Annotated in this window: 12 protein-coding genes and 1 tRNA gene; 6 read left to right on the top strand and 7 right to left on the bottom strand. The window is 63.6% G+C overall.

The window, feature by feature from the left end:
- Nucleotides 1-160: 160 nt before the first annotated feature.
- The 3 genes from yihA to FJ956_RS10795 all read right to left on the bottom strand — a co-directional run bounded on the left by yihA (nucleotide 161) and on the right by FJ956_RS10795 (nucleotide 1,876).
- Nucleotides 161-796: a ribosome biogenesis GTP-binding protein YihA/YsxC gene (gene yihA, locus FJ956_RS10785; protein WP_112098374.1), complete on the bottom strand. Its 636-nt coding sequence runs from the start codon at nucleotides 794-796 to the stop codon at nucleotides 161-163.
- Between the two features lie 32 nt (nucleotides 797-828).
- Nucleotides 829-1,467, bottom strand: a complete 639-nt coding sequence (locus FJ956_RS10790; protein WP_140681474.1) for a CatB-related O-acetyltransferase — start codon at nucleotides 1,465-1,467, stop codon at nucleotides 829-831.
- A gap of 94 nt (nucleotides 1,468-1,561) precedes the next feature.
- Nucleotides 1,562-1,876: a hypothetical protein gene (locus FJ956_RS10795; RefSeq protein WP_140681473.1), complete on the bottom strand. Its 315-nt coding sequence runs from the start codon at nucleotides 1,874-1,876 to the stop codon at nucleotides 1,562-1,564.
- A gap of 166 nt (nucleotides 1,877-2,042) precedes the next feature.
- On the opposite strand from FJ956_RS10795, the gene FJ956_RS10800 reads away from it, so the two are divergent.
- Genes FJ956_RS10800 through FJ956_RS10810 form a run of 3 tightly spaced genes read left to right on the top strand, consistent with a single transcriptional unit; the run spans nucleotide 2,043 to nucleotide 5,324 of the window.
- A complete protein-coding gene (locus FJ956_RS10800; protein ID WP_140681471.1) occupies nucleotides 2,043-2,507 on the top strand; it encodes a MarR family transcriptional regulator in 465 nt (154 codons plus the stop codon).
- Nucleotides 2,500-3,783 carry an HlyD family secretion protein gene (locus tag FJ956_RS10805; protein ID WP_140681469.1) on the top strand — a complete coding sequence of 428 codons (1,284 nt, stop codon included), beginning with the start codon at nucleotides 2,500-2,502 and terminating at the stop codon, nucleotides 3,781-3,783. Before FJ956_RS10800 ends, FJ956_RS10805 begins: the two co-directional genes overlap by 8 nt.
- Nucleotides 3,780-5,324: a DHA2 family efflux MFS transporter permease subunit gene (locus tag FJ956_RS10810; protein ID WP_140681467.1), complete on the top strand. Its 1,545-nt coding sequence runs from the start codon at nucleotides 3,780-3,782 to the stop codon at nucleotides 5,322-5,324. The genes FJ956_RS10805 and FJ956_RS10810 overlap by 4 nt, the downstream gene beginning before the upstream one ends.
- Nucleotides 5,325-5,875: 551 nt before the next feature.
- Here FJ956_RS10810 and yidC read toward each other — a convergent pair.
- From yidC to rpmH, 3 genes are read right to left on the bottom strand one after another with little or no spacing between them, the layout of a single operon-like run.
- Nucleotides 5,876-7,696, bottom strand: coding sequence for a membrane protein insertase YidC (yidC, locus tag FJ956_RS10815; protein WP_140681465.1), 1,821 nt, complete (start codon nucleotides 7,694-7,696; stop codon nucleotides 5,876-5,878).
- Nucleotides 7,697-7,709: 13 nt separating this feature from the next.
- Nucleotides 7,710-8,063, bottom strand: coding sequence for a ribonuclease P protein component (gene rnpA, locus FJ956_RS10820; RefSeq protein WP_140681463.1), 354 nt, complete (start codon nucleotides 8,061-8,063; stop codon nucleotides 7,710-7,712).
- A gap of 16 nt (nucleotides 8,064-8,079) precedes the next feature.
- The gene (rpmH, locus tag FJ956_RS10825) at nucleotides 8,080-8,214 is read right to left on the bottom strand and encodes a 50S ribosomal protein L34 (protein WP_008833937.1); all 135 of its coding nucleotides are present in this window, start codon (nucleotides 8,212-8,214) and stop codon (nucleotides 8,080-8,082) included.
- A gap of 285 nt (nucleotides 8,215-8,499) precedes the next feature.
- Here rpmH and FJ956_RS10830 point away from each other — a divergent pair, with 285 nt between their 5' ends.
- On the top strand, nucleotides 8,500-9,963 hold the full coding sequence (locus FJ956_RS10830; RefSeq protein ID WP_181170312.1) for a HAMP domain-containing sensor histidine kinase: 1,464 nt from the start codon (nucleotides 8,500-8,502) through the stop codon (nucleotides 9,961-9,963).
- Nucleotides 9,964-10,151: 188 nt separating this feature from the next.
- Nucleotides 10,152-10,228: transfer RNA gene (locus tag FJ956_RS10835), tRNA-Arg, on the top strand.
- A gap of 385 nt (nucleotides 10,229-10,613) precedes the next feature.
- Here the strand turns inward: FJ956_RS10835 and FJ956_RS10845 are convergent.
- Entirely contained in the window at nucleotides 10,614-11,783 is a 1,170-nt protein-coding gene (locus FJ956_RS10845) for an FAD-dependent monooxygenase (RefSeq protein ID WP_181170308.1), read from the bottom strand.
- Nucleotides 11,784-11,853: 70 nt separating this feature from the next.
- Between FJ956_RS10845 and FJ956_RS10850 the strand changes: the two genes are divergently transcribed.
- Nucleotides 11,854-12,495: a TetR/AcrR family transcriptional regulator gene (locus FJ956_RS10850; protein WP_140681457.1), complete on the top strand. Its 642-nt coding sequence runs from the start codon at nucleotides 11,854-11,856 to the stop codon at nucleotides 12,493-12,495.
- The last annotated feature ends 101 nt before the right edge of the window (nucleotides 12,496-12,596 follow it).

Consider the following 12,596-nt stretch of genomic DNA (forward strand, 5'->3'; position numbering starts at 1 on the left):
CCGGCCGCTTCGCGGCCACCTTCTCCCCGTGGGGGGAGAAGAGACTGACGCCAGCGCCGGCAATCTCCTCTCCCCTCGGGGAGAGGTCAGCCGAGCGAAGCGGAGGCTGGGTGAGGGGGAGCGCCACACGCGGCCGGCTCGCTCCAAGGCGACAACCGCTCTATCCGCCGTTCGCCACCAGGGCGATGGCCGCGCGCAGCTCGTCCAGCCCGGCGGCTTTTTCCGACGAGGTGGCCAGCACCACCGGGAACGCCGCCGGCCGCTTCTTGATCTTGGCCAGCGTCTCCTCGATCAGCCTCGGCACGCCGGCGGCCTTGATCTTGTCGGTCTTGGTCAGCACCACCTGATAGGACACCGCCGCCTTGTCGAGCAGGGTCAGCACTTCCTCGTCCTTGGCCTTGATGCCGTGGCGCGCGTCGATCAGCACATAGACGCGCTTCAGCGTCACGCGGCCCTGCAGATACTCGTAGATGAGTTTCGTCCACTCATCGACCTTGTCCTTCGGCGCGCTGGCATAGCCGTAGCCCGGCATGTCGACCAGCGCCATCGGCGGCAGGTCGGCGCCTTCGCCGGAAAAGCCGTCGGGCACGAAATAGTTGAGCTCCTGCGTGCGCCCCGGCGTGTTCGATGTGCGCGCCAGGCCCTTGTGCCCGACCAGCGCATTGATCAGCGACGACTTGCCGACATTGGAGCGGCCGGCGAAGGCGATCTCGGGCGGTCCTTCCGGCGGCAGGAACTTCATCGACGGCACGCCGCGGATGAAGATCCAGCCGCGGGTGAACAGCTCCGGGCTTATCGCCGTTTCGTTCGGGGTCTTGTCGGGCGCGTTCAAACCGCTGCCTCCAGCATGGAAATGTCGGCGCCGCGGATGGCATTGAGGTTGCGGCTGATCTTGTCGACCGGCCAGTCCCACCATGCTGCCTTCAAAAGCCGCCGCACCGTGAATTCATCGAAGCGCATCTTCACCACCTTGGCCGCATTGCCGGCGACGATCGCATAAGGCGGCACGTCGTGCGTGACAACCGATTTCGCGGCGACGATGGCGCCGTCGCCGATCTTGACGCCCGGCATGACCACCGCGTCCATGCCGATCCACACGTCATTGCCGATGACGGTGTCGCCGCGGATCTCGTTCGACCATGTCCGCGGGTCGAAACCCTCCTCCCAGCCATGGCCGAAGATGTTGAACGGATAGGTCGAGAAGCCGGACATGGCGTGGTTGGCTCCGTTCATGATGAAGCGCGCGCCCTCGGCGATGGCGCAGAACTTGCCGATCACCAGCCGGTCGCCGATGAAGTCGTAGTGGTGCAGCACGCATTTCTCGGCGAATTTGTCGGGGCCGTCGGGGTCGTCATAGTAGGTGAAGTCGCCGATCTCGATGTTGGGCGACGTCACCAATCCCTTCAGGAAACCGACGCGCGGATGCATCGCAATCGGATGCTTGACGTTGGGATTGGGTCCGGTCATCGCGGTCCCTCCATGGTCGCAGGCATGTTCCGGCGCGGCCGGCGCGGTTCGCGCGCGATCAAACTAACGTGATCCGTTCCATAGCGCCAACCGTTCAATGGTTGCCGCGGCATATCACGATCGGGTTGGAAAGGGCGCTGTCGAAACCGCTGCCCTGATAGACCTGGACGTTCGAGGCTCCGGGCGGCAGCGAAAAGCTGCCTTCGACGATTTTCTGCTCGCCGGTCGTCGTGTGCAGCGTCCAGCTGAAGGTGCAGAATTGCGGCGGCGCCTTGGGTTGCACGTGGCTGCAATTGAGCTGCGCGCCACCCAGCATCGCCGCTCCGCCGCAGCTCACCGCGTCCTTCGCGGCGGCTGGAAAAGCATATCCCGCCAGCAGCGCCAGCATGATGATCTTGAGCCGGTTCATCGTCTTGTCCTTGCCGCGAACCAGGCCGGTCCGGCCCGGTTCTGGCCTATGCGATATTTTTACCAAGCGCCTTAGTCGGTCTTGCGCTCCGCGTCCACCAGGATTATGTGCATGATGATAATAAGCATGCTCACGAAAGTTTGTACGCAGTCTCCGAAGTCCTCCCATGTCCACCTCGCCCAATATCAGCTTCGCGTTGCACGATGTCGCGCGCCTGCTCAGGAAGCGGTTCGAGCAACGGTCGCGCGCTTTTGGCCTGACCCGCGCGCAGTGGCAGGTGCTGGCGTATCTTTCGCTGCATGAGGGCATCCACCAGAGCAAGCTGGCCGACCTCATCGAGATCATGCCGATCACGCTCGCAAGGCTGCTCGACAAGATGCAGGCGCGCGGCTTCATCGAGCGTCGGCCCAATCCGGCCGACCGCCGGGCGTGGCTTCTCTATCTGACCCCGAAGGCCCATCCGCTCATCGAAGTGATGCGCGGCAACGGCCAGAAGACGCGCGAGGAGGCCTTTACCGGCCTGTCCTCGGACGCGCAGCAGCAACTGCTGCAAACCCTTTGCCTGATCAAATCCAATCTGCTCGAGGCCTGCGCCCAGCCGGCCGTCGACCGGGAGAAAGTCCATGTCTGAAGGAACCTCACCCAGAAAGCCCACCGACGAGGAAAGCGAAAGAGTAAGCGACCAGGTCATCATCCTGGACAGCCAGCGCGAACAGAGGCGCGCCAACCCGCCTGTCGTCGAAGACGACGAGCTGGAAGAGCCCGTGGCGCCGGAGCCGGTAGCCGAGGCTCCCTCGGCCCAGCCGAAGCCGGCAGCCGTCACGGTGGCTCCGCCCACTCCCGTAAAGCCGCGCCGCAGCCTGACGCGGCCGATCCTGTTTGCGCTGCTCCCGGTCGCGCTGGTGGCCGGCGGCTATTACTACGTCGTCGGCGGCCAGGTCATGACCACCGACAACGCCTATATCCAGGCGCAATCGCTCGGCGTCTCGACCGACGTCTCCGGCACCGTGCAGGAGATCGACGTGCATGACAACCAGGCGGTGAAGAAGGGCGATGTGCTGTTCCGGCTGCGGCCCGCCTCCTTCGAAACCGCGCTCGCGGGCGCCAAGGCGCAGCTCGGCACCGTGCGCAACCAGGTGCTGACGCTGCAGGCGAGCTACCAGCAGTCGCTCGCGTCGATCGACCAGGCGCAGGCCGACATCCCCTATTACGAGTCGGCCTTCCAGCGTCAGCAGGACCTGCTCAAGACCTCGACCGCTTCCAAGGCGACCTTCGACAGCGCCCAGCACGATCTCGTCGCGGCCCGCCAGAAGGTGACCGTCGCCAAGGCGCAGGCGCAGGCGATGCTCGCCCAACTCGGCGGCGACGCCGCCCAGCCGGTTGAGCGGAACCCGTTCTATCTCCAGGCCCAGTCGGCGGTGGACGACGCGCAGCGCAACCTCAACGATGCCGTCGTCAAGGCGCCGTTCGACGGCATCGTCACCAATGTCGACGCGCTGCAGGTCGGCAAGTACCTGCCGGCATCGCAGCCGGCCTTCAGCCTGGTGTCGTCGACCGACATCTGGATCGCGGCCGAGCCCAAGGAAACCGAGCTCACCTATGTGCGTCCCGGCCAGACGGCGACGATCGGCATCGACGGCTATCCGGGCGAGGTCTGGCACGGCACCGTCGGCTCGATCAGCCCTGCATCCTCGTCGAGCTTCTCGCTGCTGCCGGCGCAGAATACGAGCGGCAACTGGGTCAAGGTCGTGCAGCGCATCCCGATGCGGGTGACGATCGACGATCCGGACGGCAAGCCGCCGCTGCGCGGCGGCATGAGCGCCGTCGTCAGCATCGACACCGGCCACGCCCGCGGCCTGCCCGATTTCATCGCCAACCTCTTCAAGCAATCCGGGTCGAAGTCATGACCACGGCTTCCGCGACAGGCGCGCCCGTGGTCGCCAATCGCGGCGCCATCACCGCTTGCGTGATCCTGGCGGTCATCATGCAGGCGCTGGACACCACCATCGCCAATGTGGCGCTGCCTTATATCCAGGGCAGCGTCTCGGCGAGCGCCGACCAGATCAACTGGGTGCTCACCTCCTATATCGTCGCCGCCGCCGTGATGACGCCGCCGTCCGGCTATCTCGCCAATCGCTTCGGCCGCAAGCGCATCCTTTTGGTGGCGATCACCGGCTTCGTGGTCGCCTCGGTGCTGTGCGGTTTCGCCCAGTCGCTGCCGCAGATCGTCGGCTTCCGCCTGCTGCAGGGCCTGTTCGGCGCAGCACTGGTGCCGCTGTCGCAGTCGATCCTGCTCGACATCTACAGCGTCGAGGAGCGCGGCTCGGCCATGGCGCTGTTCGGCGTCTCGGTCATGGTCGGCCCTGTGCTCGGCCCGGTCATCGGCGGCTGGCTGACGGAGAACGTCTCCTGGCGCTGGGTGTTCTACATCAACGTGCCGATCGGCGCGCTGGCCTTTATGGGCGTCTCGATGTTCGTCCAGGAAACCAAGCTCGACCTCAAGGCCAGGCTCGACTGGCTGGGCTTCGGCATGCTCTCGATCGCCATCGCCTCGCTGCAGATGTTCCTCGACCGCGGCGAGCAGCTCAACTGGTTCTCCTCGGCCGAGATCATCGTCGAGGCCCTGGTCTGCGCCTCGGCCTTCTACATCTTCATCGTCCATACTTTCACCGCGCGCGACACCTTCGTGAACCCGCGGCTGTTCCTCGACCGCAACTTCGCCGTCGGCATGGTGTTCATCTTCATCATCGGCATCACCTATCTCGCCTCGCTGGCGCTGATGACGCCTTACCTGCAGACGCTGATGGGTTATCCGGTGGTGACGGCCGGCATCGTCATGGGGCCGCGCGGCCTCGGCACCATGGCCTGCATGTTCATCGTCGGCAGGCTGGTCGGCAAGGTCGACACGCGCTGGCTGCTGTTCATCGGCCTCGCGATCACCGCCTGGGCGATGTACGACATGACCGGGTGGACGCCGGCCGTCTCGCAATGGACGATCATCAGCACCGGCTTCATCCAGGGCGCCGGCCTGGGCTTCCTGTTCGTGCCGCTCACCACCATCACTTTCGCGACGCTGGCGCCGGAGCGGCGCTCTGAAGGCACCGGCCTCTACAATCTGTCGCGCAACATCGGCTCCAGCGTCGGCATCTCGGTGGTCACGGCGCTGTTGACGCAGAACCAGCAGATCAACCACGCCAACATCGCCACCTATGTGACGCCGTACAATCCTGCATTCAGCGATCCGGCGGTCTCGCAGGCGTTGAACCCTTATACCGCCGCCGGCCGCGCCGCGCTCGACGGCCTGGTGACGCTGCAGGCGACGATCATCTCCTATGTCGACGACTTCAAGCTGATGATGATCCTGTCCTTGGCCGCCATCCCGCTGGTGCTTCTGCTGCGCAAGCCGGGCACGCCGGCCAAGGTTGACCACAGCGCTGTTATGGAGTGAGGCGTCCGCCCAGCTCGGCCATCCGGCCCCCGCGATGTCGTCATACTCGGGCTTGACCCGAGGATCCATTCCATGACCTCTGCCGCGGAGTGTGGCGGTGCAGAATTCTGTAACCGTTGCAACGCCTTGGCGTAACGGCATGGATTCCAGGGTCTGCGCGCGTCGCTTCGCTCCTTGCTCCGCCCTGGAATGACGAGCGGGAAGAGGGCCACGGCAAATCGCGAAGGTTGGCGCGGGCGCTACTGGCGCCGACGTTGGAGATTGGCCGTCACCCCCGTGACGTCGTCATCCTCGGGCTTGACCCGAGGATCCATGCCGTGACCGTTGCCGTAGGGCACGGCGGTGCAGAATTCTGTAACCGTTGCAACGCCTTGGCGTAACGGCATGGATTCCAGGGTCTGCGCGCGTCGCTCCGCTCCTTGCTCCGCCCTAGAATGACGACCGGGATGTAAGCTAAGCCGCGGCCAATCGCGAATGTTGGCGTTGTCCCGTCGGCATCTCCAACAAAAAACCCCGGCCGAAGCCGGGGTTCTGCGTTGGCGAGGCGCCTTCTATTCCGCCGGCGATGGTTTCTTGCGGAACAGCGCCGCCAGATTGTCCCACAATTCGATCTTGGCGCCCTGGCGTTTCATGATCACGCCCTGCTGCAGGATCGACAGCGTGTTGTTCCAGGCCCAGTAGATGACGAGGCCGGCCGGGAACGAACCCATCATGAAGGTGAAGATCACCGGCATCCAGGTGAAAATCGCCGCCTGCGTCGGGTCCGGCGGCGCCGGGTTCATGCGCATCTGCAGGAACATGGTGATGCCCATGACCACCGCCCAGGCGCCCATATGCGGCAGGAAGGCGGGCGCCGCGAAGGGCAGCAGGCCGAACAGGTTGAAGATCGACGTCGGATCGGGCGACGCAAGGTCGTGTATCCAGCCGAAGAACGGCGCGTGCCGCATCTCGATGGTGATGTAGAGCACCTTGTAGAGCGAGAAGAAGACCGGGATCTGCAGCGCCACCGGCCAGCAGCCGGCGAGCGGATTGATCTTCTCGGTCTTGTAGATCTCCATCATCGCCTGCTGCTGCTTCATCTTGTCGTCCGCGTATTTCTCGCGGATCTCGACCATCTTCGGCTGCACCTTCTTCATGTTCGCCATCGAGGCGTAGGATTTGTTCGCCAGCGGGAAGAAGATGGCCTTGACGACGACGGTGGTGGCAAGGATCGCCAGCCCGAAATTGCCGAAGAATTTGTAGAGCGTGTCGATCAGCCAGAACATCGGCTTGGTGATGAAGTAGAACCAGCCCCAGTCGATCAACAGGTTGAACTGGCGAATGTGACGGTCAGCCTCATAAGCGTTGATCTTGGCGACTTCCTTGGCGCCGGCGAAAATCTCCGTCTCGACAGTCGCGGACTGGCCGGCATCGACATTGATCGCATCGGTGAGGAAGTCGGATTGATAGCGGTGGCGCCCGTCCTCGAAGTAGCCGTAGCGCGGCTGGAAGGGCTGCTTTTCGGTGGGTACCAGGGTGACGGCCCAGTATTTGTCGGTGATGCCGAGCCAGCCGTCTGTCGACTTGCCCGGCTTGACTTCCTTGTCCTTCTCGATGGCCGCGTATTTGTATTCCGTCAGCCCTTCGGAACCGGTGACGCCGATCAGGCCTTCATGCAGCACATAGGTGCTGGCGACGGCCGGCTTGTCGTAGCGCGTGACGCGGCCGTAGTTGAACAGGCTGACGGCTGCGCTTCCCGAATTCTGCACCGTGTCGGAAACGGTGAACATGTAGTTGTCGTCGACCGAGATGGTGCGCTTGAAGGTCAGGCCCTTGTCGTTGGTGTAGGTGAGCGTCACCGGCGTCGACGGGGTCAGCGTCGGATTGCCTTCGACGCTCCACACCGTGTCCGAATTAGGCACCGCGCCTGTCTTGTCGGTGCCGACGAAACCGATCTCGGCGAAATAGCCGGTGGGCAGCGCCTGCGGGTTGAGAAGCTGGATCTCGGGCGAGTTCTTGTCGACCGTCTCGGTGTAGTGCTTGAGCTTCAGGTCGTCGAGGCGCGCGCCTGTCAGGTTGATCGAACCCTCGAGGCTGGGCGTGTCGATCTTGACGCGCTTGGTCGCGGCAATCGCCTGGTCGCGGCTGGCCGCCGTCGCCGTATCGCCACCGGGCGCGTTGGGGATCGCGCCGGCGGTGGGAGCGGGCGTTCCGGCCGCGCCGGAAGTGGCGGCACCGCCCGCTTCCTTCTTCTGCGCCTCGACGCGCTGTTGCTCGATGCGGGCCTGCTCGCGCTGCTGCTCCATGCGCGGGTTCATGTAGAACACCTGCCAGAGGGTCAGGATCAGCACCGACAGCGCGATGGTGATGAAGAAATTGCGGTTGTTTTCCATCGAAGCCCTTGGCCTATCGTGTTCCGCGCAGCCGGCGGGAGAGTTCGGCCTTCAACAGGCCGAACGGAATGGCAAGCACGTCTTCACGCCCGACGATGACATAGTCATTGCCGGGCGCCATGTCATCGGCGGCATGAAGGCGCACGGCTTCCCTCAGCCGCCGCCGGACGCGGTTGCGCACCACGGCGTTGCCGACCTTCTTGGTGACGGTGTAGCCGATGCGCGGCGCAAGGTCATCGCCGCGGTCGAGAACTTCAACGAGAAAAAGCCGTCCGCGGCGTTTCTCGCCGCCGCGCACAGCCAGGAATTCCGCGCGCTTCAGAAGCCGCCCGGGAGTCCTCCCCTGTGGCTTGCCGGGTGCGGGCAACGATCTCGTCTTTCGTTCAGGCGCTGAGCCGCTTGCGGCCGCGATTGCGGCGGGCGGCAACGACGCCACGGCCACCCTTGGTGGCCATGCGGGCACGGAAACCATGCCGGCGCTTGCGGACGAGCTTGGACGGTTGGTAGGTACGCTTCATTTGTTTTAATACCGCGGGGTGCGGCCCTTCTTGATTCTGTCACTCTGTAACAGGAGCTTTGCCGGGCCGGCTTAGGCGCGATCGAAACCGCGCCGGGACGAATGACCCGAGCGTGAACGGGCTTATAGAAAGAAGGTTTTTGGAAGTCAATCCGGGGTGCCCCGAGGGCATTTTTTGCTGGACCAAGGTTGAAATTGGCAAAAAAGCCGCAAATCGCATAATCTTGGCCGATCAAGCCTTTGTGAATGCGCGTCAATGACGAGTGAAACTCTGCCCACGAACGAGATGGCACAGCCGGCGGCGGCGAATTCGTCGCGCCGGGTGCCGCTGTCGCGCGGCCTGTCGACCAAGCTTCTCTTCCTCACCATCGCCTTCGTGCTTTTGGCTGAAATCCTGATCTTCCTGCCCTGGATCGCCAGCTACCGGGTCAATTGGCTGAAGGAGCGGTTGAGCACAGCCGCCGCCGTGTCGATCGTGCTCCTGCAGGGCGAGCCCAACGCGCTGTCGCACAACGCCCAGAACGACGTGCTGATGGCGATCGGCGCCAAGGCGATCGCCGTGCGCGATGGCGGCGTCTCACGGCTTCTGGTGGTCGCCGACATGCCGCCACAGGTCGACTCGCATATCGATATCGCCAATGTCGGCCTGGTCAATGGCATGACCGGCGCGCTCGACACGCTGTTCTTCGGCGGCAAGCGCATGCTGCGGGTCTTCGGCCCGGTCGGCGACAGCGACAAGGAATTCGAGCTGATCATGCCGGACTACCGTTTGCGCGACGCCATGCTTCGATATTCGCGCAACGTCGCCGTCGTCTCGCTGCTGATTTCGCTGTTCACCGCCATGCTGGTCTATGCGGCGATCGACCTGATCATGATCGGGCCGATCCGCACCATGACGCGCTCGATCCTGGCCTTCTCCGAGGCGCCCGACGATCCCGGCCGCGTCATCCGCCCCGCCGACCGCGCCGACGAGATCGGGGTCGCCGAACGCGAGCTGTCGCAGATGCAGGATCGGCTGCAGAAGATGCTGTCGGAGCAGAAGCATCTCGCCGACCTCGGCCTGGCCGTCTCCAAGATCAACCACGACATGCGCAACATCCTGGCGTCCGCGCAGCTGATGTCGGATCGCCTGCGCCTGGTGAAGGACCCGACCGTGCAGGCCTTCGCGCCGAAACTTCTGCGCGCCCTCGACCGCGCCGTCTCCTATTCCGAAGGCGTGCTTCACTATGGCCGCACCCAGGAGCCGGCGCCGTCGCGCCGGCGGCTCAGGCTGCGCCAGCTGGTCGACGACGTGCACGGCCTGCTCGACATCGAGGAGGGCATCGAGTTCATCAACGGCGTCGAGCTCGCCTTCGAGGTCGACGCCGATTCCGACCATCTCTTCCGCGTGCTCACCAATCTCTGCCGCAACTCCATTCAGGCGATGGCCGCCGACACCGAAAGCGCGGTGGTGCGCCGGCTGGCGGTCGCGGCCGAGCGCCATGGCAGCGTCAGCCGCATCACCGTCACCGACACCGGCCCCGGCCTGCCGCCCAAGGCGCGCGAGAACCTGTTCGCCGCCTTCCGCGGCTCGGCCCGCAGCGGCGGCACCGGCCTCGGCCTGGCGATCGCGCACGAATTGACCCGCGCCCATGGCGGCACGGTCGAGCTCGTCGAATCGATCGGCGGCCGCACGGTCTTCGCCGTCACCATCCCCGACCAGCCTGTGCGGCTCGATCAAGCGCGCAACGGCCTGCGCCGCCCGGCTTGAGGTTGCCACCTCCGGCTGAGCCGCCTGTCGGCAGCGGCGCGCCTCGATCAAGGCCGGCAAAACTGCCTGCGACAAAACTTTTGCTGGATCGGCTTGCTTTTCGCAAATTCAGTCGTTAGGGAACACTCCACATCGCGGCCGGCCGTCTCGACCGGATCGTGGGGCTTGTGTCAAACACGGCCTGTTGCGCGCCCGTAGCTCAGCTGGATAGAGCACCAGACTACGAATCTGGGGGTCAGGAGTTCGAATCTCTTCGGGCGCGCCAAATACCCTCCGCAGTAGCTATAGCCGCCGAACGTACACCCTTGTATCTGGCAGAGGCCGGCCGGGCGCAAAAGAGCGTAGAAATGGCGGCGTTCGGCGGCGGAAAAGTTTGAATCGCTTTCGGTCGAGTGATCGCCAAAAGAATAGGTGCGGCCTGGTATGGCGGGAATGCGCCCTCATTCGCGACGCTCAGCGACACTTAAAGCGGGTCGCGCTGAAACGGATTCAGGCGACACGCTTTAAGTCTTTGTTTTGGTGCATGTCGTTGTCCCAGAATCGCTGCACACTTCTGGGCGACATGCATTGAGTGCTTCGCAAAAGCCGTCGCTCGATACCTCGCGGGACGCGTTGCCTACTGAACAGAATTTCAAGAGCGATGCAGAGCCTTACAGATCTATTATCCCCTCGAGGAGCTTACGGTTGCGCTCCGCAAGTTCGAGCTCATCCGCCGGAAACAGGAACGACATGCCATCGGTGGCTGCTTTCTCCTGCACCTCTTCCACAAAGGGGCGAAGCCTGTCCTCGTATTCCCGGAACGCGGCGGCATGATCGTCCGGATGGCGCCGAAGAGCGTCGGCCAGGCGCGCCGCGCCGATCAGTGCCATGGAGCCCCCCATGCCGGCGACGGGAGAAACGCAATATCCCGCGTCACCAACCAGCGCGACGCGCCCCTTCGACCAGCTCTTCATCCTGATCTGGCTCGCTTGGTCGAAGTAGAAGTCGCCGTCCGTATCGACGTGAGCGAGCATGGCCGGCACCTTCCACCCGATCCCGTCGAAGTGACCGCGGATGAGGCGGCGCTGCTGTGCCCTGTCACGATAGTCGTAGTCGATCTGGCGATCGGAGCGAAATGCCAGGGCGATGTCGGTGCGATCGTCGTAGCCATTCAGCATCGCCGTCAGGCCCGGCACGCTGAAGACTTGCGTCCTGTTTGCCGGAAGCAAGCCGGTCTCCGGCACGACTCGCAGGTAGAAGTACCCGCCCATGAAATAGGACGAAGAGTCGGCGTCTCCGAACACGAGCTGTCTGGTATTGGAGCGATTGCCATCGCATCCGAACACCAGCGTGTAGTCGCCCTTCGAGCCGTCGCTGAAGGTGACCGTGACGCCTGCCGGCCCTTCCTCCAATTGGTTCAGGGATCGCCCGAACAGGGTTTCGACGGAGCCATCAACCGCCCCGAACAGGATGTCGAGTAGATCGTCCCGGTGGATCTCGTATCGCCGCGCCGACAGATCGTCAGGCCTGGAGGCTGCCTCCAGCCCGCCCAAGGTGGCATCTGCCTCGTCCTTGAACTCGAAGTCGCGCGGAGGAAGAGCCTTAGCGCGTACCGCTTCCATCATGCCCATTCGGGAGAGAATCTCTATTGTCTCACCCTCGATATCAACGGGAGTGCCGCCTCGCCGCAAATCGCTGGCAAGTTCGATGACCGTCACGCGATAGCCGAGTTTCGTCATCCAATAGGCGGTTGCCAAGCCGGCGAAGCTTGCGCCGCTGACCAGCGCCGAAAGTTGGTCAACTTGGCCGGGGGCCAAGACGGAGGTTGACGGATTGGCCATGGAACCCTCAATTTCGAATCCATATGGTATGGACTCGATACATAAATATACTGAGTATAGAAAGCAAGGTATGTCCAAGTCGGCTGCAGAGCGGCGAACGCGAAAGCGACTGGTAACGCGCCAAACCATCTCCGATGTGGCGACCCGCCTGTTCTTCGAGCGGGGCTTCGACCACGTGACAATCGACGAGATTGCCGAAGCTGCCGACGTAGGGCGAATGACGGTGTTCAACCACTTTCCCCGCAAGGAGGACATGTTCTTCGATCGGGAGCAGGAGATGAGGGACGTCGCGTTCGCGGCCATCCAAACCCGTGACGCGGGCACCTCACCCATTCAAGCGTTGGGTGCTTTGGCGCATCGCTTGATCGAGCAGCCTCATCCTTCCTACCCGCTCTTTGGCGGCACATACTTGTTTGTGGAAACGGCGCTCGCAAGCGAATCCCTCAAGGCGCGTGCACGCCAGATGCGCGACGACTTTGTCCGCGCGCTGGCAGATGTCCTGGCCGACGCCGTCAACCGCCCGCGCGACGATCCTGATGCGCATCTCGCCGCCAGCTTGATTGCGTCTGTTTGGAGCGTAGCTTTCACTCAGGCGCATGAGCTCTTTGGCCGCAAGCGCGACACGAACGAAGCGAGTCGTATTTTCCTGGACCTGATTGATCGGGGGACGGTTGGGATTGGAGCGGCACTCGCCGGTACTGCCTATATCTGACCCGGCAATTGATCCTTTTCGACTCCAGGCCAATCATCACCGGCCAGGAGGCTGCTTCGCGCCCCATAACCGCCCTTAGGCACGCAATTCAGAACACTAGC

Origin of the sequence: Mesorhizobium sp. B2-4-3 (genome assembly GCF_006442815.1) — a bacterium.
Classification (GTDB): Bacteria; Pseudomonadota; Alphaproteobacteria; order Rhizobiales; family Rhizobiaceae; genus Mesorhizobium.